Annotated in this window: 30 protein-coding genes; 3 read left to right on the top strand and 27 right to left on the bottom strand. The window is 60.7% G+C overall.

From position 1 onward, the window contains the following. Window positions 1-7 precede the first annotated feature (7 nt). The gene (locus ACR0KW_RS10085; RefSeq protein WP_480804858.1) at window positions 8-1309 is read left to right on the top strand and encodes a pyruvate dehydrogenase complex dihydrolipoamide acetyltransferase; all 1302 of its coding nucleotides are present in this window, start codon (window positions 8-10) and stop codon (window positions 1307-1309) included. Between the two features lie 66 nt (window positions 1310-1375). Here ACR0KW_RS10085 and cysE read toward each other — a convergent pair whose 3' ends face one another. Next, a complete protein-coding gene (gene cysE / locus ACR0KW_RS10080) occupies window positions 1376-2185 on the bottom strand; it encodes a serine O-acetyltransferase (RefSeq protein ID WP_170325280.1) in 810 nt (269 codons plus the stop codon). An 84-nt stretch (window positions 2186-2269) separates the two neighbouring features. On the opposite strand from cysE, the gene ACR0KW_RS10075 reads away from it, so the two are divergent. Further along, complete coding sequence (locus ACR0KW_RS10075; protein WP_480804857.1) at window positions 2270-2608, top strand: TraR/DksA family transcriptional regulator; 339 nt, start codon at window positions 2270-2272, stop codon at window positions 2606-2608. On the opposite strand, the gene ACR0KW_RS10070 is transcribed toward ACR0KW_RS10075, so the two are convergent. The 20 genes from ACR0KW_RS10070 to ACR0KW_RS09975 form a co-directional block, all read right to left on the bottom strand. Then, on the bottom strand, window positions 2589-2885 hold the full coding sequence (locus tag ACR0KW_RS10070) for a DUF7742 family protein (RefSeq protein ID WP_480804856.1): 297 nt from the start codon (window positions 2883-2885) through the stop codon (window positions 2589-2591). The genes ACR0KW_RS10075 and ACR0KW_RS10070 overlap by 20 nt on opposite strands. An 8-nt stretch (window positions 2886-2893) precedes the next feature. After that, the gene (locus ACR0KW_RS10065; protein WP_480804855.1) at window positions 2894-6859 is read right to left on the bottom strand and encodes a baseplate multidomain protein megatron; all 3966 of its coding nucleotides are present in this window, start codon (window positions 6857-6859) and stop codon (window positions 2894-2896) included. After that, the gene (locus tag ACR0KW_RS10060) at window positions 6860-7306 is read right to left on the bottom strand and encodes an NlpC/P60 family protein (RefSeq protein ID WP_480804854.1); all 447 of its coding nucleotides are present in this window, start codon (window positions 7304-7306) and stop codon (window positions 6860-6862) included. It lies immediately after the preceding gene. Beyond that, window positions 7303-8190, bottom strand: coding sequence for a DUF2163 domain-containing protein (locus ACR0KW_RS10055; protein ID WP_480804853.1), 888 nt, complete (start codon window positions 8188-8190; stop codon window positions 7303-7305). The genes ACR0KW_RS10060 and ACR0KW_RS10055 overlap by 4 nt, the downstream gene beginning before the upstream one ends. Continuing rightward, window positions 8190-8822, bottom strand: coding sequence for a phage distal tail protein, Rcc01695 family (locus ACR0KW_RS10050; RefSeq protein WP_480804852.1), 633 nt, complete (start codon window positions 8820-8822; stop codon window positions 8190-8192). The genes ACR0KW_RS10055 and ACR0KW_RS10050 overlap by 1 nt, the downstream gene beginning before the upstream one ends. A gap of 16 nt (window positions 8823-8838) precedes the next feature. Then, window positions 8839-9501, bottom strand: a complete 663-nt coding sequence (locus ACR0KW_RS10045) for a phage tail tape measure protein (protein ID WP_480804851.1) — start codon at window positions 9499-9501, stop codon at window positions 8839-8841. Further along, the gene (locus ACR0KW_RS10040; protein ID WP_480804850.1) at window positions 9488-9697 is read right to left on the bottom strand and encodes a rcc01693 family protein; all 210 of its coding nucleotides are present in this window, start codon (window positions 9695-9697) and stop codon (window positions 9488-9490) included. The genes ACR0KW_RS10045 and ACR0KW_RS10040 overlap by 14 nt, the downstream gene beginning before the upstream one ends. Beyond that, window positions 9694-10011, bottom strand: coding sequence for a gene transfer agent family protein (locus ACR0KW_RS10035; RefSeq protein WP_480804849.1), 318 nt, complete (start codon window positions 10009-10011; stop codon window positions 9694-9696). Before ACR0KW_RS10035 ends, ACR0KW_RS10040 begins: the two co-directional genes overlap by 4 nt. A gap of 4 nt (window positions 10012-10015) precedes the next feature. After that, complete coding sequence (locus ACR0KW_RS10030) at window positions 10016-10429, bottom strand: phage major tail protein, TP901-1 family (RefSeq protein ID WP_224889277.1); 414 nt, start codon at window positions 10427-10429, stop codon at window positions 10016-10018. Between the two features lie 20 nt (window positions 10430-10449). Continuing rightward, on the bottom strand, window positions 10450-10863 hold the full coding sequence (locus ACR0KW_RS10025; RefSeq protein WP_480804848.1) for a DUF3168 domain-containing protein: 414 nt from the start codon (window positions 10861-10863) through the stop codon (window positions 10450-10452). Further along, on the bottom strand, window positions 10860-11198 hold the full coding sequence (locus ACR0KW_RS10020; RefSeq protein WP_480804847.1) for a phage head closure protein: 339 nt from the start codon (window positions 11196-11198) through the stop codon (window positions 10860-10862). Before ACR0KW_RS10020 ends, ACR0KW_RS10025 begins: the two co-directional genes overlap by 4 nt. Beyond that, complete coding sequence (locus ACR0KW_RS10015; protein ID WP_480804846.1) at window positions 11195-11794, bottom strand: head-tail connector protein; 600 nt, start codon at window positions 11792-11794, stop codon at window positions 11195-11197. The genes ACR0KW_RS10020 and ACR0KW_RS10015 overlap by 4 nt, the downstream gene beginning before the upstream one ends. Before the next feature lie 178 nt (window positions 11795-11972). Then, a complete protein-coding gene (locus tag ACR0KW_RS10010; RefSeq protein ID WP_480804845.1) occupies window positions 11973-13151 on the bottom strand; it encodes a phage major capsid protein in 1179 nt (392 codons plus the stop codon). 35 nt (window positions 13152-13186) lie between these two features. After that, window positions 13187-13732 carry an HK97 family phage prohead protease gene (locus ACR0KW_RS10005; protein WP_480804844.1) on the bottom strand — a complete coding sequence of 182 codons (546 nt, stop codon included), beginning with the start codon at window positions 13730-13732 and terminating at the stop codon, window positions 13187-13189. Window positions 13733-13758: 26 nt separating this feature from the next. Beyond that, window positions 13759-13977 (bottom strand): GTA head formation protein, RCAP_rcc01685 family, encoded by a 219-nt coding sequence (locus ACR0KW_RS10000; protein ID WP_420586776.1) that lies wholly within the window; start codon window positions 13975-13977, stop codon window positions 13759-13761. Next, the gene (locus ACR0KW_RS09995) at window positions 13970-15130 is read right to left on the bottom strand and encodes a phage portal protein (RefSeq protein ID WP_480804843.1); all 1161 of its coding nucleotides are present in this window, start codon (window positions 15128-15130) and stop codon (window positions 13970-13972) included. Before ACR0KW_RS09995 ends, ACR0KW_RS10000 begins: the two co-directional genes overlap by 8 nt. Before the next feature lie 147 nt (window positions 15131-15277). Continuing rightward, window positions 15278-15628: a 4-fold beta flower protein gene (locus ACR0KW_RS09990; RefSeq protein ID WP_480805060.1), complete on the bottom strand. Its 351-nt coding sequence runs from the start codon at window positions 15626-15628 to the stop codon at window positions 15278-15280. Between the two features lie 178 nt (window positions 15629-15806). After that, a complete protein-coding gene (locus tag ACR0KW_RS09985) occupies window positions 15807-17177 on the bottom strand; it encodes a DNA-packaging protein (RefSeq protein WP_480804842.1) in 1371 nt (456 codons plus the stop codon). Further along, window positions 17086-17430: a hypothetical protein gene (locus tag ACR0KW_RS09980; RefSeq protein WP_480804841.1), complete on the bottom strand. Its 345-nt coding sequence runs from the start codon at window positions 17428-17430 to the stop codon at window positions 17086-17088. The genes ACR0KW_RS09985 and ACR0KW_RS09980 overlap by 92 nt, the downstream gene beginning before the upstream one ends. A 235-nt stretch (window positions 17431-17665) precedes the next feature. Next, window positions 17666-18736, bottom strand: a complete 1071-nt coding sequence (locus tag ACR0KW_RS09975; RefSeq protein WP_480804840.1) for a linear amide C-N hydrolase — start codon at window positions 18734-18736, stop codon at window positions 17666-17668. A gap of 413 nt (window positions 18737-19149) precedes the next feature. Between ACR0KW_RS09975 and ACR0KW_RS09970 the strand changes: the two genes are divergently transcribed. Continuing rightward, the gene (locus ACR0KW_RS09970; RefSeq protein WP_480804839.1) at window positions 19150-20406 is read left to right on the top strand and encodes a DEAD/DEAH box helicase; all 1257 of its coding nucleotides are present in this window, start codon (window positions 19150-19152) and stop codon (window positions 20404-20406) included. A gap of 37 nt (window positions 20407-20443) precedes the next feature. Here ACR0KW_RS09970 and mltG read toward each other — a convergent pair whose 3' ends face one another. The 6 genes from mltG to fabG all read right to left on the bottom strand — a co-directional run bounded on the left by mltG (window position 20444) and on the right by fabG (window position 25800). Beyond that, window positions 20444-21604 carry an endolytic transglycosylase MltG gene (gene mltG, locus ACR0KW_RS09965; protein WP_480804838.1) on the bottom strand — a complete coding sequence of 387 codons (1161 nt, stop codon included), beginning with the start codon at window positions 21602-21604 and terminating at the stop codon, window positions 20444-20446. Beyond that, window positions 21605-22870, bottom strand: coding sequence for a beta-ketoacyl-ACP synthase II (gene fabF / locus ACR0KW_RS09960; protein ID WP_480804837.1), 1266 nt, complete (start codon window positions 22868-22870; stop codon window positions 21605-21607). Window positions 22871-23074: 204 nt separating this feature from the next. Then, the gene (locus ACR0KW_RS09955; RefSeq protein ID WP_480804836.1) at window positions 23075-23818 is read right to left on the bottom strand and encodes a 1-(5-phosphoribosyl)-5-[(5-phosphoribosylamino)methylideneamino]imidazole-4-carboxamide isomerase; all 744 of its coding nucleotides are present in this window, start codon (window positions 23816-23818) and stop codon (window positions 23075-23077) included. A gap of 120 nt (window positions 23819-23938) precedes the next feature. Then, window positions 23939-24478: a GNAT family N-acetyltransferase gene (locus ACR0KW_RS09950; RefSeq protein WP_480804835.1), complete on the bottom strand. Its 540-nt coding sequence runs from the start codon at window positions 24476-24478 to the stop codon at window positions 23939-23941. A 141-nt stretch (window positions 24479-24619) separates the two neighbouring features. Next, window positions 24620-24853, bottom strand: coding sequence for an acyl carrier protein (locus ACR0KW_RS09945; RefSeq protein ID WP_008756330.1), 234 nt, complete (start codon window positions 24851-24853; stop codon window positions 24620-24622). A 209-nt stretch (window positions 24854-25062) separates the two neighbouring features. Next, window positions 25063-25800, bottom strand: a complete 738-nt coding sequence (gene fabG, locus ACR0KW_RS09940; protein ID WP_170399855.1) for a 3-oxoacyl-[acyl-carrier-protein] reductase — start codon at window positions 25798-25800, stop codon at window positions 25063-25065. Window positions 25801-25841 lie beyond the last annotated feature (41 nt).

Raw genomic sequence — 25841 nt, 5'->3', positions numbered from 1 at the left:
CAGACAGATGCCCACCGAAATTCTGATGCCCGCCCTTTCGCCGACAATGGAGGAAGGCACGCTCGCCAAATGGCTGGTCAAGGAAGGCGACAGCGTCTCCTCCGGTGACCTGCTGGCCGAGATCGAAACCGACAAGGCCACGATGGAATTCGAAGCCGTTGACGAAGGCACCATCGGCAAAATCCTGATCCCCGAGGGCACCGAAGGGGTCAAGGTCAACACCGCCATCGCGGTTCTGCTGGAAGATGGCGAAAGCGCCGATGACATCACAGCCGGCCCTGCTGCAGCCCCTGCGGCTGCCCCCGCAGCCGCCGCGGGCAACGAGGTTGCCGCGCCAGCGGCGTCCGAGGCGCCCGCCCCTGCCCCGGCTGCTCCGGTCAAGGCGGATGGCGGTCGTATCTTTGCCTCGCCTCTAGCTCGCAGGATTGCCGCGCAAAAAGGTCTCGATCTGGCGCAGATCACCGGCACCGGGCCCCATGGTCGTATCGTCAAAGCGGATGTCGAAGGCGCCTCGGCAGCTCCGGCAGCGGCCGCTCCGACCCCCGCAGCGGCAGCAGCCCCAGCCGCAGCACCGGCTGGCCCGTCGGCAGACGCAGTGGCCCGCATGTACGAGGGTCGCGAGTACGAGGAAATCAAGCTCGACGGAATGCGCAAGACCATCGCAGCGCGCCTCAGCGAAGCCAAGCAGACCATCCCGCATTTCTACCTGCGCCGCGATATCAAGCTGGACGCACTGCTGAAATTCCGTGGCCAGCTGAACAAACAGCTGGAAGGTCGCGGCGTGAAGCTCAGCGTCAACGACTTCATCATCAAGGCCGTCGCCAACGCGCTGCAACAAGTCCCAGCCTGTAACGCCGTTTGGGCCGGTGATCGCGTTCTGCAACTGAAACCGTCGGACGTGGCGGTCGCGGTAGCGATTGAAGGCGGCCTGTTCACGCCGGTTCTGCAGGATGCTGACATGAAGTCTCTGTCCGCACTTTCGACTGAGATGAAAGACCTCGCCTCCCGCGCCCGCGAGCGCAAGCTGGCGCCGCATGAATATCAGGGCGGCACGTTTGCGATCTCGAACCTCGGCATGTTCGGCATCGACAATTTCGACGCCATCGTGAACCCGCCCCATGCCGGTATTCTGGCGGTGGGCTCCGGCGTCAAAAAGCCGGTTGTCGGCGATGACGGAGAACTGACCGTGGCTACCGTGATGTCGGTCACCATGTCGGTCGATCACCGGGTAATCGACGGTGCACTGGGAGCCGAGCTGCTGCAGGCCATTGTCGACAATCTGGAAAACCCGATGGTCATGCTGGCCTGATCCACCCCAAAAACAAATAAAGCCGCCTCAGACCCGAGGCGGCTTTTTTCGTTTATTAGTAACGCTTTACTTGTCTTTGCCCAGCATGTGATCCATCGAGATCGACGGCTGATCACACCCGGCTTCGCCCACGATCTTGGCAGGGATACCGGCAACAGTCGTGCAGGCCGGAACCTCTTGCAGCACCACCGAACCTGCGGCGATGCGGCTGCAATGGCCCACCTCGATATTGCCCAGAACCTTGGCCCCGGCCCCGATCAGGACGCCGTCACCAATCGTGGGATGACGCTGTTCTTCTTCCTTACCGGTTCCGCCAAGGGTCACCGAATGCAGCATCGAGACATTATCGCCCACCACAGCCGTTTCACCGATTACGATGGAATGAGCGTGGTCGATCATGATGCCCTTGCCGATACGGGCAGCGGGGTGAATATCAATCCCGAAAATCTCGGATGAGCGCATCTGGAAGAAATACGCCAGATCATGGCGACCTTTATTCCACAGCCAATGCGCCACACGATAGGCCTGCATCGCCTGATACCCTTTGAAGTACAGGATCGGCTGCAACAGACGGTGGCACGCCGGGTCGCGCTCATAGACGGCCATCAGGTCCGCACGCGCCGCTTCGATCAGCGACGGGTCATCCGCATAGGCCTCATCCACGATTTCGCGCAGCACCATCATCGACATTTCGTTTGAACACAGCTTGGCTGAGATTCGATACGACAAGGCCCGTTCAAGGCTGCGATGGTGCAGGACACAAGCATGCACCAGACCACCCATCAGTGGTTCGCTCTCGACCGCTGCCTGAGCTTCGGTGGTGATACGGGTCCAGACCGGGTCAACCGGCCTCACGTGACTGCGCTTTTCCAACATGGTTTTTGATCCTTTGCTGCGCCTAGAATGCCATTTAGTTGTAAAAACACCAAACGCAAACCCGTGATCTGCAGGGTAACGAAAATGAATGACACCGAACTGGCAGACTTTACTGCAAGGATTCAGGCACGATTGGCCGAGATTGCAGATCATTCGGCCTCAGAAAAAGATGCGCAGGCCATAGTCGAGTTGGATCAGCAGGCCGTTGGGCGCCTCAGCAGGATGGATGCTTTGCAGAATCAGGCGATGGCCAAGGCACAGCAGGCCAACCGGGATATCGAGACGCGGCGCTTGCAGGCCGCGCTGATCCGCATTGAGGGAGGGGAGTTCGGCTATTGCGAGGATTGCGGCGACGAGATCCCCAAAGATCGTCTGAACCTAGACCTCGCCGCCACCAGATGCGTCAGCTGTGCATCCGGTTGATCTGAAACCGGATCAGATGGCGCAGAACCATCTCAAAACACTGGCAATACTGCGGGTCGTCAAAACCCGGTTCATCCGCCAGCCGCCTGTTGCGCGCCGCTGCCATCAATGATCCATTGCCGAATAATGGATGAAGCCGCCCGGTCTGGCCGACATGTCTGTCGGCCAGATCCGCTTCGTGGATCATACGGGTGCAGAGGCGATTGCGGTCCACCGGCGACGCGGCCAGCAAGGCCCGCGCCGCAGCGCTGACATCTCCGTGTAAAACAGGACGCATGTCGCGGCTTACCCGACTGATAGGCTGGCGGACAGACCCGGCCCGTAGCTGGCCGAGGCCTGAGCCACCCGTACCTCATAGGCCCCGCTGGCCCCATCCGCCGCTTGTGCCGCGGCGGAATAGAACCAGCTCGGCTCGTTCACAACCTGTTCCCGGGCCAACATGCCGTTGACGCGAATTTGAACAAGGTAGGATTCGCTTTCTTCCGCCAGCGGCACATCCAAACCGGCCCAATCGTCCCCGTCCAACCGGGTGCGGCGTATCCATGACAACTGGTCGCCTGTGGCCGAGGGAGCCGCCCTGAGATGTACCGGTGCATAAGGGCGCAATCCGTTACCATCGAAGGCTTCGACAAGGTGGACGAAAGACGGGTCGTCATAACCCCGCGTCGCCGGGCCGATGCGATAGTGTTTGCTCACCCGCCGCTCGGATCGCAACAGGCTTGTTTGATAGACCCGCTGATCCAGCAAAACGAACATCGACCCTTCGGGCCAGGTATCGGGCATCATTGCATCTGTCCCCAACTGGCCGCGCAAACGCCCGGACAAGGTATAGATGCCTGCTTCCTGCAGGGTGGCGTCGGCGAACTGGAAAACCTCCCAGTTGCTCGGCGTCCCATCCCCGATGGCCGCCAGATTGGCACCGTTCAGCAGCGCATCGCGCGGGCGCGATTCCAGCAAACCGTCGACCAGTTTGACCCGCAGCGGCGCACCTTCGTCCCAGATACCTGCACTGGCCCGGCTAAGCGGCGTTTCGGTGAACCCGATAACGGCCTGCCCCGAGATGACCTCTTGCAACGCATAATCCTCGTCACTGGCCGCCGAGTAGACGGCGACACTGCCGGGCCAAGGATTGGCCGAAGCCGCCAGATAAGGGGCGTGCGGTGCTTCCGATCCGGTGATCAGCGGCAAGTCCATGAACACGGGCAAGACGGGAGTCGGCGCGACAAAGGGTTTTGCGGTCACCACATCATCGGGCAGATCGGACGGCGCGTAGACGCCGGGTTCGATCCGCACCGCCTCGGCCAATTGCAGATCGGCCTGTTCCAGACGGTCGATCCGGTATCGTGCACCCTGCCCATCTTTGGCCAGAGTGACGACGTCGCCCGCTCCGAGATGCAGCATCGACGGCGGCAACGCAAACCGGGCTGTCTCGCGCGAAACCCGCGCTTCACTCAGCCAGCGTTCGGCCGTCTGGCGACCTTCGGCGCGCGTCATCGACAAGGGCACCTCATTCACCGACACGGAATGAGTGCGTGTATCCGGCAGGACGGCCTCTTCTGACACGACGTCATGGTCGGCATCCGACTGCACAAAACGCAGGCGCACACGACCCGTTAATTCGGCCTCGGCCTCTCGGCGATATTCGACATGACCTTCAATGTCCGCGCTGTCGGCCAAAAGATCGGTGTCCAGCTCAATTGCCCTGCGACCATCGCGCATCTGGAACAGCAAAACTCCGTCCCGTTCGATCGCGTCGAAACCATAGCGCAGCATCAACGGTTGCAGCGCGGCACGCGCAGTGGATACGTCTTCGATCGCATATCCCCGCACCACGCCATATAGGCGCGATACATCGATATCGGTTACCCCGGCCCTGTGGCAGATTTCCGTAACAACCGAGGCCAATGTCCGCGTTCCCGAACGCCCGTTCAGCCAATGACCACGAGGGTAATTCACTCCGTCGCTCCACTGGCTGCGCAGGTTGGGAAAGGTGGGGAAAGGGCGTGCGTCCCAAGCCCAGACATAAGCGTTCGCCATGTCCACCATCGGTCCGCCATATTTGTCCGAAACCGGGTTGATCGCCGGATCGGACCAATAGCCCAGCATCGCCTTCAGGTATTGCACCTGCATGAAATCGTCGCGCAGGCCGTTGGAGTATTTCGGCAGGCTGGATTCTGAAGATTTGGGATCAAGAAACTTGTTCGGCTGGTTGGACCCCTTGTCGATAGCGGCGCAACCAAGTTCCGTGAACCAGATCGGTTTGGACCCGGGCACCCAATCCGTCGGGTTTTCTTGCCGAACACCACTGATGCGCTCATGGTGCCGGTTTGACCACCAATTGCGCAGATCCTTGTAGCGCCAGATCCACGGCTCATCGTGATCCTCGTCCGTGATCGGCGCCCTGATCTGAGCTTCGGCCTCTTCCGGTGAGGCGTAGTACCAGTCATAACCCTCGCCGCCTTCGATATTGCCGCGCAGGTAATCAAGGTCATAGATCGCGTCGGCCCCGGCCAAGGCATCCAGATGATCCACTCCGTCACGCCAGTCGGACAGTGGCATATAGTTGTCGATACCGACGAAATCGATGTTCTCATCGGCCCACAACGGATCAAGATGGAAATAGCGGTCGCCCGAGCCATCATTGGGTTGATAGCCGAAATATTCACTCCAATCCGCCGCATAGCCGATCTTGGTCTCCGCCCCCAAAATCGCGCGCACCTCTGCAGCAAGCGCGCGCAATTGCGCCACGGCCGGGAAGCCGGACGCGCCGCGGATCTGTGTCAGGCCACGCATTTCGGATGAGATACAGAAAGAGTCCACACCACCAGCAGCTTTGCACAAGGCCGCGTAGTGCAGGATGAAGCGGCGCAAGCCCCATTCCTGTGGTCCGGTATAGGACACCACTCCGTCACCGACGGAAAAATCGCTGGCCTGCGCGGATCCGAAGAACGCAACGACCTGCGCGTCTGCGGCGGCTGTCTGGTCCGGTGACCCGGCACGCCCCGGAGCCTCGCTCAACGTGATCCGGCCACGCCACGGCAGATGCGGCTGGTTGTCGCCATCAGACCAGGGGTCGGGCAAACCGTTGCCCTCAAGCTGGTCCATCAGAATGAACGGATAGAACATGACGCGCTTGCCCGAGGCCTTCAGGTGTCGGATCGCCTGCACTACCGACTGATCGGCGGGTGTCGCGCCATAGACAGGCAGACCATCCTTGTGCCGAACCTGCTGGGCAGAGTTGCGATACACCCCAGCCACGTGCCACGGCATGTTCTCGCCTTCGATGTCCTTGTGCAGAACCTTCGGCTGCAGCTGACAGGTTCCGCACCTCAGATCATCCCCGAACCACGACACGATCAACGAGGCCGCATCGCAGGACCCCAGCTCTGTTTGCAGGGATCGGGTGGCCGTTACCAAATCCGGCGTCCCCGAGGCAGAATTGACATTCGCGGCCCAGCTTTGCCCCCTGCCCTTGGTATAGTTGATCTGTTCGCTGGCCAGAGCGTATTCGCCGGTGCCCGGCATAAGCGCAACGCCCCTGATCATTTTCGACAATGCGTCCGGTGTGTCCGGCAATCCCGGTTGCTCCTGCCGCACGACCTCGAACGAAAACTGCGGCACCCGGTTGCCGAAGGACGCCAGCTGCAGGTCTTCGATCACCACGTATGCCGTACCTCGATAGGCCGGAACATTGCCCGGGCCTTCAATGGCCTCGATCAGAGGGTCGGGGAGTTGGTATTCATCCCCGGGATAGATGCGCATGTTCAGGCTTGCCCGCTCCAGCTCTTCTCCGTCGGCCCAAATACGCGGGACATCCGAAATCTGACCGGAGCCCACTGCGATGGCCAGAGAAATCGAATAACTATAGCTGTGCGTGGTCGTTGTAACCTCGGGCGCTTTGGGAGAACCCTTGCCGCCTCCGCCGTCGGATTGCGTGGTCGTGCTTGTGCTTCTGGTTTCCAGAAAATCCGACGCCCAGATAACCTGACCACCCACCCGCATACGTCCGAAAACCGTTGCGACGGGGGCGCCTTCCCCGGTTTCCGTCAGACGAAACCGGTCCAGGCGTCCGGTTTCAACAACTTCGCTGCCGCCCCCCATGACTGATTGACTCATCAACCTCTGATCGATGACCCGGCCCATCGTTGCCCCCACGGCACGGCCAATAACTGCCGTTGAAAGCCCTGCAACGGTGCCACCAATCGCGCCGCCAATCGCGGCCCCTGCTGCGGACAAAACTATTGTAGCCATTCACTTATCCTCCAGCGGGAATTCAAAACAGGCGACCACCCGGCGGCGCCAAGGGTCGCTCAGCGTGTTTTCGACAACGCCGTAACCGGAGTAGGCGTGTATGAACCGTGGAACGGCCCCCGTGGCGCTGACGATGCCGACATGCTTGGCAACACGCCCATCGCGCATCCGAAACAGCAGGACGTCACCGGCAACCGCATCGTTGGGGTCCTTTTCGATCAGATGGCGGCGGGCTGCAGCCCACATGCGTTCCTCTCCCTGAGGTTCGGACCAGTCCATGCTGTAGGTGGGTACGGCCTCGGGCTCACGCCCAAGCTGCGCGCGCCACACACCTCGCAGCAAGCCCAGACAATCCGTGCCTGCCGCCTTAACCGACGCCTGGTGCACATACGGGGTCCCCAGCCAACTGCGCGCCTCATCCACAATAGCTTGCCTGCGCGCATTCATCGTCTGCTTCCCCCGGTATTCGGGTTGCCTTGTTTTGGCACCGCCATCATCCAGTCCTCCCCCGGAAGATCAGGAAAGCCTTGGAAGTTCATCACGTTATTGAATTTCAAACGGCAGGTAGACATGCGCTTGTCGCATCCGGCCGTTAGCCTGACCCGATCTCCGACAGCCAGACCTCCGGTGATCCCGGACCAAAGTGAAACACTGCGCCCGCCTGCGACCTGCTCATCCTGTTTGATCGCGTCCCAAAGCCCGGCTGCCTGTCCTGACACAACGTCCAACCTGCCGCGTTTGAACCAGCCCGTGTCCCATCCGCTGGCGCCCTTCAGCTGCAGGGCACTGCCGGCGATCAAACTCACGACTTCGGCTTCAGCCCAGAAACCCGATGTGTTGAGGTCAAATTTGCAGGCACCGTCTCCAAGAACCGCGGTGCAGGGTTTTTGATAAATCCTGCCCATTGGCTGGTTCAGCAAATCCGTAAGCCCCCGCAGTTCGGCGTGAAACGCGCCGCCCGCGCGGCGCATCTCTCCGATCGAGCCTCTGAATTGCAGCACCCGTTGCTCAAGCGCGGCCCAGTTGACCAACCATGCCCGCACCTCGGCACCATCAAACCGACCAGATTCGATATCTTCTTCCGTGACTGCGGCGTCGGACAGGGCGCCCATGGCCTCGGAATTATCGATGGACAACCCCGTCGCCTGCTCGATTGCCGAGGCCGTCAGGCCAGTGCTAGCCTTGAAGGTCATGCCGTCAAAACTCAATTCCATGTCATGGTCGGTAAAGCCATATTCCTGCCCGTCGGAACGCCGGATCAACCAGCACCGGCAGGTCGTGGTCAGCCCGCTTTGCAGATAGGTCTGCAGCCCTTGCTTGTCGCCGCTCATCAGACACGCACCTCGACCACCGGAACATTGGGGACGTCACCCGCCTGAAAGCTGGCCACGCTAGTCTGAATCCTGTCGGTGTCGAACCGGACCGGAACGTCGAACTCGAACCCGGCGGTGATCTCCACCTGCTCGGGCGGCGGGGCGGAAAACACGATCTTGCCGGTGGCGAGGTCTACGTCGAAATCGACACCTTCGCGCATCTGGTCCTGCTCGAGGCCGATCTTGACCGTGCCGAGCACAGGTTTGACGATCGGGCGGACATAGCTGAAACCGCCGGAACTGTAGGTCTTGACCAGTTGAAACTCGGTTGTCGTTCCATCACCGCGGGCAATCACCTGATCGTCTTGGGCCACATCAGCCGTTGCCGCCCCCGATTTGTAGTCCGCCCAATCTTTCCAGCGAAAGCCAAACATCTGACCCTGACGCGCCTCGAAAAATGACACTAGCATTTCGATATCATCGAGCGACCGCATCCCCAGCCCGGCATCATAGCGGCGCCGGGAATGCGCCCAGGGCGTGTTTCGCTCTTCGAACCCATTGGCCAGCGTTACAATATCGGTGCGCCGTTCGGGGCCGCCGACCGAGCCAAAGCTCAGACTGGCGGGAAATCTGACTTCGTGGAAATTCATGACCTGCTCCCTCGTATTACCTGTTGCGATTGCCGCGGCCCAAGGCGCGGCTCATCTGGGCGGCGATCTGGCCCTGGCTACGCCGGAACCCTTGAACGTCGGGGGTTGTGATGTTCATCACCACGTTCACCGCACGCCCACCGCCCGAGGTGCGCACGCCCAGTTTGCCGTCCGGGCCACGCGCTAGGGGCATGATTGCCTCGGGCCCGGCCTCACCCATCAACCCGGTTCCGCCCCGCATCGGGAAGGTGGTTGGCCCGCTGATCACGCCGCCATTGGCGAAAGGCATCACCCGCCCCTGAGAAAAGCTGCCGCCATCGGCAAAGGGCAGAACACCCTGCACCAGACCTCCAACTGCATTGGCCAGCATCCCGCCGAAATGATCTGTTACCGGCCGGATCGCGGCCGAATAGGCTGTCCGAATCATCGAGTTCTTCAGAACATCCAACGCATCCGACAGGTTCATCCCGTCCAGCACCACTCCGTCAAACGCCTTCCGCAACCCGCCGGACATGCCGCGCTCCAATGTGGCGACATCCTTGCCGGTCTCTTCAAAGGCCGCGCTGATCCGCTTCATCTGGTTGTCAAAAGCCGCGGCCATCGACGCCGCATCCCCCAGCGAGTCACCCAGCGCCTCGCCCCGTTCCTGCAGGTCGTCTAACCCGTCACGATCCGTCATCACGCTCTCCTTGTTTCTTGTCCGGGTAGGCCGCCAGCAGGGCGTCCAGTCCCGCGCGGTTCATCGACGGCATCCCCGCCTCCTGCCCCAGCATCAGCCGCAGCTCGGCCGGGGTCAGGTGCCAGAACTGATCCGGCGTCAGACGCAGCCCGACAAACCCGGCTCGCATCAGGGCGGGCCAGTCGAACCCGCTCACTGCTCCGGCACCATGAAGGCCCGCGCCAGCAGCTCAGCCGCTGCCTTGGCCCCGGCCATCGGTCCGCCCTCGATCTCGGCGCTTAGCAGGTCCGTGCGGTTCACATCGGCCCCACCGCCCCGCAGACCCGCCACGATCAGTGCCAGCACATCGCCACTGGAATAGGCGCCACCCTCGAACCGCTGCACCAGTTCCACCAAAGACCCGGTGCCCAGCTCCTGTTCCAATTCCGCCAAAGCGCCCAGCGTCAGCTTGAGCACCCGCCGCTCCCCATCGATGGTCAAAGCCACCTCGCCCGTCCACGGATTGGCCATCGGATTACAGCGCCGTAAAGGCCAGAGCACCGGCGCTGGCCAGGCTCATCTCATAGGTCGCCTCGCCATTGTGCGAGCCCGCATACTCAATGCCCGTCACCTGGAACGCGCCCTCGACGATGCCGAAATCGGGAATGATCACCTGAAAATTCGGCGTCTCACCATCAAAGAACAGCTGTCGCGCGCGTTCATCGGTATCCGCGTCCTTGAACACCCCCGAGCCCGAGATCGCAGCGGATTTCACCCCTGCCCCCGACAGCAGCTCGCGCCAGCCACCCTGGCTTTCAAGGCTGGTGACATCCACGCTTTCCGCGTTGAAACTGACCCGCGTAGCCCGCAGCCCCGCGATGGTCTCGAACAGGCCCGAGCCGTTCATATCCACTTTGACCAACAGGTCTTTTCCGTTCTGGGCAGCCATATGCTCTCTCCGTTTGTTGCTTAGTCGTCTTCCACGCGGGCGCGGAATCTCAGGTCGATCTGACGGACAGCGCCGCCGGTTCCCGTACGCCGGGCCGAGGCGCGTTCGAACCACAGGCCCACCAGGCGCCCCCGATCCAAGGTCAGCGCGGCGCCCTCAAGCGCGTCACACACCGCCCCGGCCAGGGTCTTGGCGGCACCGAACCCGGCGGCCTCGGACATCACCGACACGGTGAACCGATGCACAGCACCCGCGCCCGTCCGGTCCGAGGCGTCCTGCACCTCCTCCGGGCCCAGCGTCACATAGGTGTGGGGCACCGACCCGGTGGGAACCGCGTCATAGATGGCGCCACCGGAAAGTGTGCTGACCTGCGCATCGCCGGAAAGTTGCTGATACAAGGCCGCCTGCAAAGCGGCTGAAACGCCATAGCTCATGCCGCCACCTCTTCATCTGCGAAACAGGTCAGATACTGGCCACGCGGGTCGCGCTCGGCGACGGCGCGAATGACAAAACGCCGTGTGCCTTCCGCAAATCGCTGATCCGGCGAAGGGCGCATAGCCGATCCTTCCGGCGCGCCGCGCACCACGATGCGGTAGCCAACGCGCGAGACGGGAACTCCGGCCACCTGCCGCTCGGACCCGCTGCGCGCGGTGAGCTCGGCCCAGACCGTTCCCAATGCCTGCCAGGTCTCGGTGTATCCGCCCGCACCATCGGCGCTGCGCACCGGCGCCTCGAGCACCAGCTTTCGGTTCAATCGCGGCGTCTTCATTGCGCTACTCCCGCGCCGAAACGCACAGTGCGGTAGCGTTGGATCAGACTGGTTACGCCAAAAGGCATACATCCAGCGCCCAGCGCCGTTTCATCGCGATATTCGTAGTAATGCGCCGCCAACAGCAGCACTGCCTGTCCCAGGTCGGCGGGCAAACCGCCCCAATCAGAGGACATGCCTGCGGTGAATGCGATCTTCACCGCTCCGCCCGTGGAAATTGTCGGCAGGTTTGAACCCGCCGGGCGCAACCGGGGGCGCTGGCTGTCTTGTTCCAACCTGTAGGCATCCGCATCTACGACGTTTTCATCACCCGCCGCATCCGTCACGGTCACCGCGTCAATCGACGCCACCGGAGCCACCGGAAGAACCTCGGCCGTCTGATCCCGCCATCCGTTCAGGCTCCACGAAAAACCGCGTTCAATCAGAACTTTGCCGGTGCGCGCTTCAATCGCCGCAATGGCGGCCCGCAGAAAGCTTTTCAGCACCTCGTCCTGCACATTGCCCTCGGCAAAGCTCGTGCCCAGCCGTAGGTGCGCCTTGAACTGATCCACCGGCAGCGCCGCATCCGCGATGGCGGTTTCTTCGATCAACATCATCCATTCACTCCGCAATCTCGGCCCCCTCCGGGGGTCGTCACTTCAGGAAATTGGCGGGCACGCGCCGCCCCACGTTGCTCGGACGGAGGGGAGCAGCTAGACAACGCAGGGGATCTCACCCCGGCCCGTACCCGCCGCCCGAAGGGCCGGTTGCCCGGCCCCTCGGATCCGCCACCGCTTAGGCGGTGCCGAATTTCACCAGCTTGATCGCGGCAAAGTCGCTCACGTCGCCGCCAACGCGCTTGGTTGCGTAGAACAGGACATGCGGCTTGGCGCTGAACGGGTCGCGCAGGACGCGCAGGTCGGGACGTTCGGCGATGGTGTACCCGGCCTGGAAGTCTCCAAAGGCAATCGAGAAGCTGTCGGACGCCGCATCCGGCATGTCTTCGGCGATCAGCACCGGATAACCCATCAGGCGCGCAGGCTCACCCGCGGCCAGACCGTCCGACCACAGGAAGCGGCCATCGCTGTCCTTCAGCTTGCGGATCAGACCGGCGGTTTTCAAGTTCATCACGAAAGTGCCGTTCACGCGGTACTGGGCGCCCAGCGCATAGACTACGTCGACAATCGCATCCGCCTCGACACCACCGTCGATGCCGGTGGGTACATAGCCGATGTTGCCCCAGGCCCAGACATCATTGTCGACCTTGGTGTGGTCCAGAATGCCCTTCGGCTTGTCAGCGCCGTCGCCCGAGATGAACGCAGCCGCCTCGGCGCGGGCGAACTTGTCGGCGATGCGACCTGCCAGCCAGCCCTCGACGTCAAACGCGCTGTCATCCAGCAGACGCTGCGAGGCTTTGGGAAGGGCGCTCAGCTCGTGCAGCGCAATCGAGATGCGGTCGATCGACGGGGTCGCGGTTTCGGTCGCGGCCGCGGTCTCATCGGCCCAGCCTGCGCCGACATCGGTGTGGTCGATCAGCACGTCGAACGAGTTCGCCTCGACATTCACCACCGACGCAATCGAGCGGATCGAGGCAGTGGATTTCAGAACCGATTTGATGATCTCGGCGGTTTGCGGATCGACCAGATACCCGCCATCGCTGTTGACTGCGCTCGACAGCGATTTCGACTCCATCTCAAGCCCGCGCAGGCCGTCATCTTCGCCCGAACGCACATAGGCATCAAATGCCTTCTGATGTGGTGCGCCATCTTCGATCGAGGCCGCAAGGTGCGGACGCGCCGCGATGGTTGATTTACGATCCAGCATGGTCAGTCGCTCTTCTGTCTGTTGCAGTTGGGTTTTAACTTCGGCCTTGAGGCCCTTGAATTCATTTACGAAGCCAGCCATCGCCTGCTTCACCTCCTGAACCACGGGCGCACCCTCTCCGGTCAAGGCCGGGGTTTCGGTCTTGCTCATCAGCATGTCCTGTTTTTGGATGGGTTTGAGGCGCGCTAGATCCGCGCCAGCTCCTGCCGGGCGTCACTGAACACCACGGCAATACTACGCAGGGTCTCATCAGCGTCAGGATCCGCCCCCTTCGCCGCCACCCGCGCACTGGGCAGCATCGGGAACGTCACCAAGGACACCTCCCACAGCTCCAGTTCGGTAAGGACCCGCTGGCCCTTGTCGTTCTTCACGGCTCGCTTGGTGCGATAGCCAATCGACAGGCCATCCATCGCGCCTGCACGGATCAATTCCGCCGCCTCACGGCCTTTCTGAGTGCTTTCCAACAGACGCCCCTTGACCCACAGGCCCTTGTCGTCCTCGCGCACCTCACCCCAGACGCCAATGGGCTGCGCCGGGTCGTGCTGCCACAGCATCTTTACCCGCTGACCCGCGGCCTTGAGCTCCGCAAGCGAGGCCTGATACGCCCCTCGCTGCACCACATCGCTGCCCTGATCGACCTGCCCGAACAGACTGGCATAGCCCTCAATCATCGCATCGTCCGTGACTGACAACCGGTTTCCGAACCGTGCGAATTTATGCTCTAAATCCATGAACTTCTCCATGTAACCCACTGACATTACGGCGTCACCACAAGGAATGACTGAAAGGCCTGCGCCAGGATCACCGCCGCCACACCGTAGACCGTCAGCCACAACCGCCGCTCCAGCCGCTCCATCATCTCTTCGATCTGATCCAACCGTTTGCACAGATGCGCATGCTGGATCTCGGCCACCCTTTCATGCGCGGCCAGACGCAGGCCCGGCGCGCAATCAAACGGGGGATACCCCTCAGACATCCGCTCGCTCCGGCAGCCCCAGAAGCGCGCGCTTCTCGGCATCGGTCAGGAAATCGGCCCCATTGACCCGCGCCCACTGGGCATCGCGTTCCGCCGAAAGCGCCGGCACCTGATCCAGATCGGGTTTCAGCAACAGATCCTCGTTTGTGAAACCTGTCAGCCATTCCGACACCGCCGCCGCCACCCGCGTCACCAGGGGCAGCACGGTCAGGCGATAGAACGCCCGGTTGGCCTCCTGATAGTTCGAATAGGTCGCGTCGCCTTGTATTCCCAGCAGCATCGGCGGCACCCCGAAGGCCAACGCGATTTCGCGGGCAGCGGCTTCCTTGGTCTTTTGAAACTCCATGTCCGAGGGAGAAAAGCCCATCGGCTTCCAATCCAGCCCCCCTTCCAGAACCATCGGGCGACCAGCATTCCGCGCCCCGCGATAGTTCTGCTCAATCTCATCGGACAGACGCCGGAACTGATCCTCGGCCATCACCCCGTGGCCATCACCCTTCCACACCAGCGCCCCCGAGGGCCGCGCCGCATTGTCCAGCAGCGATTTCGACCACCGAGACGCGCTGTTATGCACATCAATCGCCATCGCCGCTGCCTGCATCGGTGAAAATCCGTAATGATCATCCTGAGGGTGAAACGATTTGATATGACAGATATTTTCCGCCGCAAACCGGTGCTTCTTGCCACCCACCGCGTAATCGTAAGCCCTGGGCCAGCCATCCGCCCCCGGTACCACGCTCATCCTATCGGATCGCAACACATGCAGCTCAACCGGCAGGCCTTCCTCGGCTTGAACCGCCTCAACATACGCATTGCCCGACAGCAGCAACTGCCCGAACAGCGCCTCCATCAACTCTGCCCGTCCCTGCGCCGCATTCGGACGGCGCATCAACGACAGGATCGGATGCACATCAAACCGCTGCGCCTGATCCTGCAGCACCAAAGGCAACGCCGCCGCCGCCTCGGCAATCAGCTTTACCGAGCGAAACCCCACCGGGTTCCCCGAAAATCCCGTCCGCGTCAGCGACACCGCATCCCGAGGGCTCCACGCCACGCGCCCGCCCGTCTGCCACGCCACCACAGGCCCCGCCGCGCTCGCCTTCGCCTCGGGCGCTGCCTCAGCCGATCCACGACGCAAGAAATCGAATACCATCTGTGCTCCTTTCTACCGCCGCTCTGCCCGGCTTATTGAAAGGAGTTATGACGGAAAGAAGTTTAAGCCTCGGGAATGGGGCGTGCGGGGGTTGGGCAACGGGTATGGTCGAGCGATGTCAATTCCCAAGCGCGTTTTGCACGACCTCTATTGAAGGAAGTAATCTTCACCGCCAAAACTAGACCATGTCACGCTTCTCGCTGGTCGCGCTGGAGTTGCCTGGCGAGCTTCCCGAGCGGGTCTTGCTCCTCGCGCACCCTTTGCTGGCCGTGCAGCCCTAGCAGGCTTGGCGGGACCTCCGGTAGCATCAGAACTAAAGAAGCAAGGGCGGTTCGACCGATCATAGAGCCAACCGTTCTGCCACCAACCCAGCAACGTACCTCTGTAAGAATAGACCTTTCCATCCGCAACCCAGCCAACAGGTTTACCATTCCACAGGTAAACCCACTGCCTATCCACCACGAAACAAGTTGCGTGGCCTCGAGAGTTATAAAAAATCAGTCATTTGAATTCTTCCTTGCGAAACCGCCTAACGATGGACAACTTTTGGTTAAACACTTACAGTGTATAGATAAAGCGTGAACGAGATACATCTAAACTACAAACTAACAGCTATTTCTGAACTGATCTTCAACGGTTGTGCTATAGTTCCGGGTAACTCAAATAAATTTCTATTTCACAACGCTCTTACCCTAGGCCGCCGATACGCCCCCGCAGGTCCCACAACCAACTCATGCAGCGCCCAGACCAGCGCATCGACCCGGTCGGGCGAGCCCTGTCCTTCGAACCCGCGCGCCGTCATCTGGCACATCTGTTCCTCCAGCGCGTCCAGCCCCGCCACATGGCTCACCCGTCCCTGCTCGTACAACGCCGCCACAGGCTCAGCCCGCGCCACCTTTCCACGAGACGCCCGCACCGCGCGGAACGGGACCAGAGGGTCCACCTGCCGCACAACCTCTTCCACCAGTTGCCCGCCCTGATTGACCTCGGCCACCAGCCGTTCACCCCTGAATTCATCCATCGCGGCAATCGCCGCCTGCGCCCAACCCGCCGGGCCGACGCCCTGCACTGTCCGATCGGCCAGCACATAGGCGCGCCACTCCTCGGGCGACCCCTGCAGTTGTGCACCAACAACCACGATCCCGCAGGCATCCGCATTCGATCCCGCCGTCACCGCTGGGTCCAGCGCCACCACGATACGGTCCATTTCCGGCACGGCCACAACCCGCGCCGCGTCCAGCATCGAACCTGTCCACATCGCGCCCTCGGCATCTGAGAGCAAAACACCGTCCAGTTCCTGCCGTCCCAGCCGCGTGCCCGCATAGCGCGCGCGCACCTCTGCCAAGAAGGAATCCGCCAGATTGGCCCGGTTCGCCTCGGTCGGCGCGTGGGTCTGCACGGTTGACGGAGACGCCAGCAGCTCCTTAAGAACCTTCACATTACGCGGCGTCGTGGTCACACAGACCCGCGGTCGCTCGCCCAGGCGCAACGCGAATTGCAGCATGTCCCAGGTCTCTTCGGCCTTTTTCCACTTGGCCAGTTCATCCACCCAGGCCGCATCGAATTGCGGCCCCCGCAACCCCTCGGGATCATGCGCCGAGAACGCCTGCGCCTCGGCCCCGTTGGGCCAGATCAGCTTGCGTTCCGATGCTTTCCACTGCGGTCGCCGATCCGGTGGCGAACAGTGCAATATCCCGCTGTCGCCAAAAATCATCACATCGCGCACCTGATCAAAAGTCTCACCAACCAAAGCCACGCGACAGGCTTCTCCCCGGTCCATCGGCTTTGCACCCTCAACCATCGACCGCACCCATTCGGACCCGGCCCGCGTCTTACCGGCCCCGCGCCCGCCCATAATTACCCAAGACCGCCAATCTCCCTGAGGCGGCAACTGATGCGGAAGCGCCCAGAACTCGAAAAGGAAAGGGAGGGCACACAGCCCCCCCTCCCCGATCTCACTCAGAAATCGATCCCGAACCGCAGCAGGTGCGGAGGCGAGCCAGCCTGCACCCGATTTCAAATCGAGCACGCTCAAGGTCGAGCGCATACCCCCCTTGGGCAATTCCGGCTTGTCTGTGATGTTGTTCGACAAAGCTTGTCTCCACTTTCTGGCAACTTCGGATCAGCCCCTCTAACTGCCCGAATTGTTTGGCCGTACCAGCCAGGTCTGCATCCTCCCCGGTTCCGATTTGCATGCGCAGTTCTTCCGCTGCCTGGCGCAAACCGCGAATGGATGTCTCAAGCGACTGCAAAAGTTCCGCCGTCTGGGACATCCGCTCTTCCGGGGTAATCAAAGTCATGTTTGCCTGTGACCTCATGCGTGAGTTTTTCCGCACGAGAGAAACGAAAAACGGCCACCGGGTTTCCCCGGGGCCGTTGCCCATTTCTTCTAGCATGACACAACTTATACGAGAATAAGTTCGTAAAGTCAAGACTTCACGCAACACGGACGCAACGGGTAACGCACGGAGATTGTTAAAAGCCCCCGTGCGGGTTGGACAGTGCCGTCAGTAATCGCGCCCTAGGAAAACCACCTTACGCATCACCAAGAAAGCGAAATGGTTCGGAAACTTCAAAGCTGGCTGAGACCTCACCGGCAAGGATAGGCTTTTCTCCCAGCTCCAACTTCAGCGTTGATGCTCCGTCCGAGAGATCAAGGTTTTCGATATCCACCCAAAACAGCGTCGGGCTAAACACGCTCTCGTAATAATACCGCCCCAGTTCATGGTCGGCGACCGTGCGCCAGGTTGTTGACGCAATGTTTGGACGCTCGGGATCAGTCACTCCATATGGCACGGAAATTGAGCGAACCAGAGAAAACACTGCCGCCGTTGCGTCGTTCCTGTCTTCGAAAGACGGTACAGCATTCAGGTTCCAGCTCAACCGCGCAAACCTGTCGGAAGACCGATGCGTCCCCGGCAAAAACGAGAGGCCATTGACTTCGTCCCAATAGGTCGTGATGGCAAGTTGTTCATCAAAGGTCGGAGAGTTCGTCATAACCGTAAACTCGCGGCCATGATGGATGACCAGCTCGCCGTCAAGATATTCAAAAATTGCACTGTCGCCGGACGCGTCAGATAGCGCCACATGCCCGCCTGCTTCATGCCCGCTTGGCAGCATCGGAGCCACAATCACAAACGGGTCCTGTTCCATTGCCGCCACGGCCTCTTCGACAGTTGCGAAGTTGTCCAGGAAGTATTGCAGCCATCCGCCAACAGACAAGCGTGGCTTATCCCCGGAAGTCTCGGTGCCGTAATCAGCTTCGGCAAGATAGAGTGCGTTGCCAACCAACCCGGCATCGTTCATTCCATCAACAGTTGCACCATCATAGATGGTCGCAACGACCGACCCGTATTTGGAAGTCCACTTGATTGAGTTTTCACCGGCACCGCCACTACGCTCCATCCCGCGCGGAAAAGCCCAAAGATCTGTTGCGGTATCTTCAAACCAATCAAGCGTTCGCCCTGTAAGGAAGGATCCATCTGCCGTTTCATAGACGATCCGAGAACACGCGATTGCTGAAGACGCGGCAAGTGCCACAGACAAGACGGAGGCCCCAAGTATCTTTGCATTCATTGCAGGAATTCCTTTTGATAGTTTGCCCATGATGAACCAATGTCTCTGAAATTTGGTAGTTCTATAGGGATTTTAAAGCGGAATCCTCTCCGGAGTTTCAAAGTTACGCAGCGTACGGTATTCTGAATTTCGGCAACCAACCCCGGACGGAAGCGGTCGAGCCTACCTCCACATTTCAGACCAACCCTTGACATTCCCACACTAAACCAGCATGTGCCCCCAAGACAGCGCTGAAGCGTGAGCATCTGGCCGTAACGGCCCCCACAGCGCACTACACATCTCCTAGTTCCCCTTCACGCAGGGTTCTTGATGCGACGGCCGGACGTACAGGACTCGCCTGTATGCCTCGAGGCTTCGCAGAAACCCTGCCGGTCGCGCTGTTGGCGTGGCCCAACGCTCTTGTCCGGTGCGGAAAGCCGTCCCGGATCAAAAAGGAATGATACTTGTTCGACTTCGACATGCTGGGTCTTGCCCCGGCCCTGAATGACGCGCTGCAACGCGCAAACTTTACGCAACCTACGCCGATCCAGAATCAGGCGATCCCGCTGGCCCTACAGGGCCACGACATCCTTGGGCTGGCCCAGACCGGCACCGGCAAGACGCTGGCCTTCGGCCTGCCGCTGATCGATCACCTGTTGGCGCAACCCGGCAAACCGGCCCCCAAAACGGTCAAGGCCCTGATCCTTGCCCCTACGCGCGAGTTGGTAAACCAAATCGCCGAGAGCCTGCGCAATCTGACCAAAAAGACGAAGTTGCGTGTGGCCACAGTGGTCGGCGGGCAATCCATAGGCAAGCAAATCTCGTTCCTGTCGCGCGGCACCGATATTCTGGTCGCCACGCCGGGTCGCCTGATCGACCTGATGGAGCGTGGCGCTGTTGACCTCAGCACAGTCCGCCATCTGGTGCTGGATGAGGCCGACCAGATGCTAGACATGGGCTTTATCCACGCCTTGCGCAAAATCGAGCCCGCCCTGGGCACGCCGCGTCAGACTATGCTGTTTTCGGCGACGATGCCGAAACTGATGGAGGAACTCAGCCAGTCCTATCTGACCAATCCGCAGCGGGTGCAGGTCTCGCCTCCCGGCAAGGCTGCAGACAAGATCACGCAGTCTGTTCATTTCCTCGACAGGGCTGAAAAACCACGGAAGCTGCGCGAGGTTCTTTCAGCGGATATGGACGCCCTGACGCTGGTCTTTGCCCGCACCAAGCACGGGGCAGAGAAACTGATGAAAGGTCTGGTGGCAGACGGGTTCAATGCCGCCTCGATCCATGGCAACAAAAGCCAGGGGCAGCGCGACCGCGCGATCAAGGCGTTCCGCGCCGGAGAGGTCAACGTGCTGGTTGCCACAGATGTCGCCGCGCGGGGGATTGATATTCCCGGCGTTGCCTACGTGATCAACTATGACTTGCCCGAAGTGCCCGACAACTATGTGCACCGCATCGGCCGCACCGCCCGCGCGGGACGTGAGGGTGAAGGCATCGCGTTCTGCGCACCGGATGAACTGGATCAGCTGCGTCAGATCCAAAAACTGATGAAGATCGAAATCCCGGTCGCCAGCGGCACAATGCCCGAGTTCGCCGAGCCCAAGAAGCCGCGCAAGCGTGGCGGGTTCCGGGGTCGTCGACCACACGGGGCAAATGAAGCGTCGAAACCCGCGCCGTCCAAACGCCGCCGTCCACGCCGACGCCCCGCCGCATAAAAGAGAAAGGGCCGCGTTTCACGACGCGGCCCTTTTCTTAGTTGCTCGAGCTGTTTCTCTCGGCTTCGATCTCTCGCCATTTGGCTACATTGCGGTTGTGCTCGTCCAGAGTTTCCGCAAAAGCGTGACCGCCTGTTCCATCCGCTACAAAGAAGACATAATCGGTGTCTTCCGGTGCCACAGCGGCCTCAAGGCTCGCCAGCCCCGGGTTGGCAATCGGTGTCGGCGGCAGGCCGTCGATTACGTAAGTGTTCCATGGCGTTGCCCGGCGAAGCTCACTTCGGCGCAGACCACGACCCAGCACGCCTTGGCCCTTGGTGACGCCGTAAATGACGGTCGGGTCCGTCTGCAGCTTCATGCCCTTTTCAAGCCGGTTCACGAAAACGCTGGCGACTTGCCCGCGTTCGTGCGGAACACCGGTTTCTTTCTCGATGATCGAAGCCAGGATCAGCATCTCTTCGGGGCTGCTGATCGGCAAGTCATCCTGCCGGTTTTCCCAGACCGCGTTGATCCGCAACTGTTGCTTTTCCTGCATGTCCTGCAGCACGGCGGCCCGATCATCGCCCGGGGCCAGCTCATAACTGTCGGGGGCCAGCATACCCTCGGCCGGGACCTCAGACACCTCACCGGTCAGCGCGTCGATGCCCTTCAGTGCCTCAACCACCTGCCACGAGGTCACGCCCTCGGCAACCGAGACGCGATAGCGCGTGTCGGAATCCTGACGCTTTTCAGCGTATTCAGCGGGGGCTTCTTCTTCGCCGGCCTCGAAACTTGCAATCTCGACAAAGTCCAGCGTGGCCGGGTCCAGTTCGCGTACGCGGGTCTGAACGCGTGTCACGCCGATGCGATACTCAATCTCGGACCCACAAGTGCTGGCACCGCTGCTGGTGATCTCGTCGATGATCTGCTCCATCGACGCGCCCTCGCGAACCAGAAAGCTACCCGCTTTCAGTTGCTGGGCCTTGTCGGTGTAATCCGCACCCATCCGGAAAATCATGGCGCTGCTGATGGCGCCCTCATCTTCAAGCTGCTGGCTGACGCGGGTCATGTTCGACCCGCTTTTGACCTGCAGGCACATGGCAGCTTGCAGCGGGCCCTCGGCCTTGTATTGCGACTGTCCCCAAAGGATCAGACCGCCGATCAGGAACAGGCTGACCACCAGGATGGTCAGCGCATTCGATGCCAAAGCCCGCCACATTTAGCTGACCTTTCCGAAGATCACGCTGGCGTTGGTACCACCGAACCCAAAAGAGTTCGACAAGGCCACGTTGATCTCACGCTCACGCTTTGCGTTCGGGGCCAGATCAATCGGTGTCTCAACCGCCGGGTTGTCCAGGTTGATCGTCGGCGGAGCCACCTGATCACGGATCGCGAGGATCGAGAAGATCGCCTCGATCGCGCCAGCAGCGCCCAGCAGGTGGCCAGTGGCCGATTTGGTCGAGGTCATTGTGGCGTTGCTGGCGTGCTCACCCAGCAGCCGCTCTACCGCACCCAGCTCAATCGTATCCGCCATAGTCGAGGTGCCATGCGCGTTGATGTAGTCCAGATCTTTCGGCTCTAGCCCGGCGCTGCGCAGTGCGGCTTTCATCGAACGTTCAGCCCCGTCGCCATCCTCAGACGGTGCTGTGATGTGATAAGCGTCGCCGGACATGCCATAGCCCAGCACCTCAGCATAAATCTTGGCGCCGCGTGCCTTGGCGTGTTCGTATTCTTCCAGAATAACGATGCCTGCACCCTCACCCATGACGAACCCATCACGGTCGATGTCATAGGGACGGCTGGCTTTCTTCGGATCGTCGGCATACTTGGTCGATAGCGCTTTGCACGCGTTGAAGCCCGCGATACCGATTTCGCAGATGCAGCCTTCGCCACCACCTGCAACCATCACGTCAGCGTCGCCTGCACGGATGATGCGGCTGGCATCACCAATCGCATGCGCACCAGTCGAACAAGCCGTTACTACTGAGTGGTTCGGACCTTTGAAACCGTGACGGATCGAGACCTGCCCCGAGGCCAGGTTGATCAGCGCACCGGGGATAAAGAAGGGCGACACGCGACGCGGGCCTTTGTCGCGGATCAGGTTGGCTGTATCCGCGATGGACCCAAGGCCACCGATACCAGAGCCGATCAGAACGCCGGTGCGCAGGCGCGCATCTTCGTCCTCGGGCGTCCAGCCCGCATCCGCACAGGCCATGTCGGCCGCCGCGATGGAATACAGGATAAAGTCTTCGATCTTGCGCTGCTCTTTCGGCGGCATCCAATCGTCGGGGTTGAACGTCCCGTTGGTGCCGTCTCCGCGCGGCACTTCGCAGGCATAGGTCGTGGTGACCCCGCTTGCCTCAGCGTCGAACTGAGTGATCGGGCCCGCACCGGATTCTCCGTCCAGCAGCCGCGACCAGGTTTCCTCGACCCCGCTGGCCAACGGAGTGACCAATCCCAGACCGGTTACAACGACTCTGCGCATGAAATGCCTCTTGCCTGCTTCCTGTTTGAGAACCGCTCATACCCCGGCCCGGGGGCCGGGGGCAAGAGCAACGGCATATTCCCTTCCGGCAGCATCCTGCCAAAACCGAAAGAAATTCAGCTCATCACCACAAGAACGGTTCAGAATTGAAAAAACCGCCCGCTGCCCTGATGGACAACAGGCGGTTTCCGAATTGCCCGTCAGTTACTGGAACTGCGCAACCGGTTCGTGTGCAGTTTTAGCCACTTCCAGCGCGTCAGCCAGATCAAGCGATTTGCGGAACAGCGCCCGACCGACAATCGCGCCCGAAATATTCGAGATGTAAGCCAAGCGCGAGATATCGTCCGCCGTGCGCACAACTCCGCTGGCGATGATCGGCGTGCGGGACTTTTCAGCAAGGCCGGAGATCAGACCTAGCTGCGCCTCAACGTCCTCCATATCGCTATCGATATCCGTGACCAGAATGGCGGCAAACGGAGTGTCGGCGAAAGCTTCGATAAAGGCTTCGGGCGTGAAGGCACTTTGGCTGCGCCAGCCTTCCGTCATGACCAGCCCCTGCCAGACATCCACAGCCAGAACGATCTGGTCCGGATAAAGCTTGGCCAGTTCCTTAACCAGGATCGGGTCACGTGCGGCCAGTGTACCGACGACGATCCGCCCTGCCCCTTTGTCGATCCAGTGCTCGATCTGCTCACGGCTGCGCATACCGCCAGCCAGCTGCACCGGCATCTCGGCCGAGCGGATGATCTCTTCAACCAGTTCGGCGTTGGTGTCCCGTCCTTCGATCGCGTCGAAATCCGTCAGCTGCATCCATTCCGCACCTGCAGCCGACCAGCTACGCGCCGTTTCAACGGGGTCCACGTGCCAGATCATGGCTTCGTCCAGACGGCCCTTTTCCAGTGTCACACACCGGCCGTTCTGCAGTTCCATCGTGGGGTAAATCCTCATGAGCCAGCTCCTCCGCTCAATCGCATTGAAATTCACCGTACCATACGCGCACTGACAATCTCGAATTTCACCAGTTTCGGCAAACTGAGGTCATTTTGCGGCATCACAGCCAATTTGAGACTACATGCGAGCAGGCGGTCCGTTCCGGCGCAGCAACACGACCGGAGTACCATTGTAATCGCATTCCCGCATTTCGGTATAGCCCAGCTTTTGAGCCAATTTCTGCGAGGCCGAATTCGCCGAATTTACCATTGCCACCAACGGCCCAGGCATGATGCGATCGAACCAATCATGGGCGGCCTGAGCGGCCTCGAAACCCAACCCCTGCCCCTGCGCCTCGGGCACCAGAATCCATCCGGCTTCGGGGAAGCTGTCGAAATCCTCGCCAAGCGCACGGTTACCATAGAAAAATCCGGCCTGACCGATCATCAGCCGATTCGATTGCTGCAACACGGCCCATTGTCCGAACCCCGCCATCTGCCAATGTCCCGCGTTGCGCAGAAACGATTCCCACGCCTCACCGCGCGAGCGGGGCTTGCCGCCGATATGGCGCACAATGCATGGGTTCCGCCAAATCTCGGCGAACCGGTTGAAATCTTCGGGCCGCATGCCGCAAAGCATCAGGCGCGATGTGTTTATCGTCGGGGTGGATCGTATCATGCCCTGCCCGCTCAGAATTGTTATGCCTCAGGGGAATGGTTGCGAACGAAACCTTCACCTGACAAGCCCGAATTCCAAACAGACAAAAAAAACGGCGCCTCCGTTGCCCGGAAGCGCCGTTTTTAAGCGGTTTCGAAGCGATTAGGACGCTTCAGAGATGAATTTGACGGCGTCGCCAAAGGTCTGGATGGTTTCGGCTGCGTCATCCGGGATTTCGATGCCGAACTCTTCTTCGAAGGCCATGACCAGCTCAACGGTGTCCAGGCTGTCTGCGCCCAGATCGTCGATGAACGAAGCATTTTCAGCCACTTTGTCTTCTTCAACACCCAGGTGCTCAACAACGATCTTTTTAACGCGATCTGCGACGTCGCTCATGTCTATTCCTCATTCCATTTCAGGGCGTAATGCCCGGTTCAGCCCTTGCCCGCTCAGGCTGGCTTTGATTTGCCCGGTCCGGGCGGTTGGGTCCCCGAATTACCGGGAAAGTAGAAGGCCGACCGTTTGGCCGACCCCTGCATACATGTGCCGCCTATAGCACAGACAACGCCCGAGGCAAACGCTTTCGCGCCCGCCTCAGCGCGCGATCACAACATGGCCATGCCGCCGTTCACATGCAAGGTCGCTCCTGTAACATAACCCGCTTCGGGGCTGGCAAGGTACAGAACTGCCGCAGCAATTTCCGATGGCTCACCCATCCGACCGGCTGGAACCTGAGTCAGTAGACCGGATTTCTGATCGTCGGTCAGCTTGTCGGTCATCGCCGTCGTGATGAAGCCCGGAGCCACCGCGTTGGCCGTGATTCCGCGGCTTGCGACCTCACAGGCCAGAGACTTGGTCATGCCGACCATGCCCGCCTTGGACGCGGAATAGTTGACCTGACCCGGGTTCCCGGTTGCACCTACAATGGACGAGATATTGATGATCCGACCCCAGCGCGCCTTCATCATGCCGCGCAACACGCCTTTGCACAGCTTGGCGGTGGCGGTCAGGTTCACGTCGATCACACTCTGCCATTCCTCATCCGACATGCGCATGAACAGGTTGTCCCGCGTGATGCCCGCATTGTTGACCAGAATATCGACCGACCCCATCGCATCCGCCGCCTGCTTCGGCAGCGCTGCAACGGCTTCGGGATCGCTCAGGTTGCAGGGCAGGACATGGGCACGTTCACCCAGCTCATCCGCCAATGCCTGCAGAGGCTCGACCCGTGTACCAGACAGCCCGACAGTGGCCCCCGCGCCATGCAGAGCACGTGCGATATCGCCCCCGATACCGCCCGAAGCGCCTGTGATCAGCGCGTTCTTACCTGTCAAATCAAACATTCGGTTTCCCTTTTGGTGCGTCCCCGCGGGACGTTTTTAAC

This window comes from Ruegeria sp. CG11 (assembly GCF_056537245.1).
Note: the sequence above shows the minus strand (reverse complement) of the source record. Positions and strands in the feature narration are given on the sequence as shown.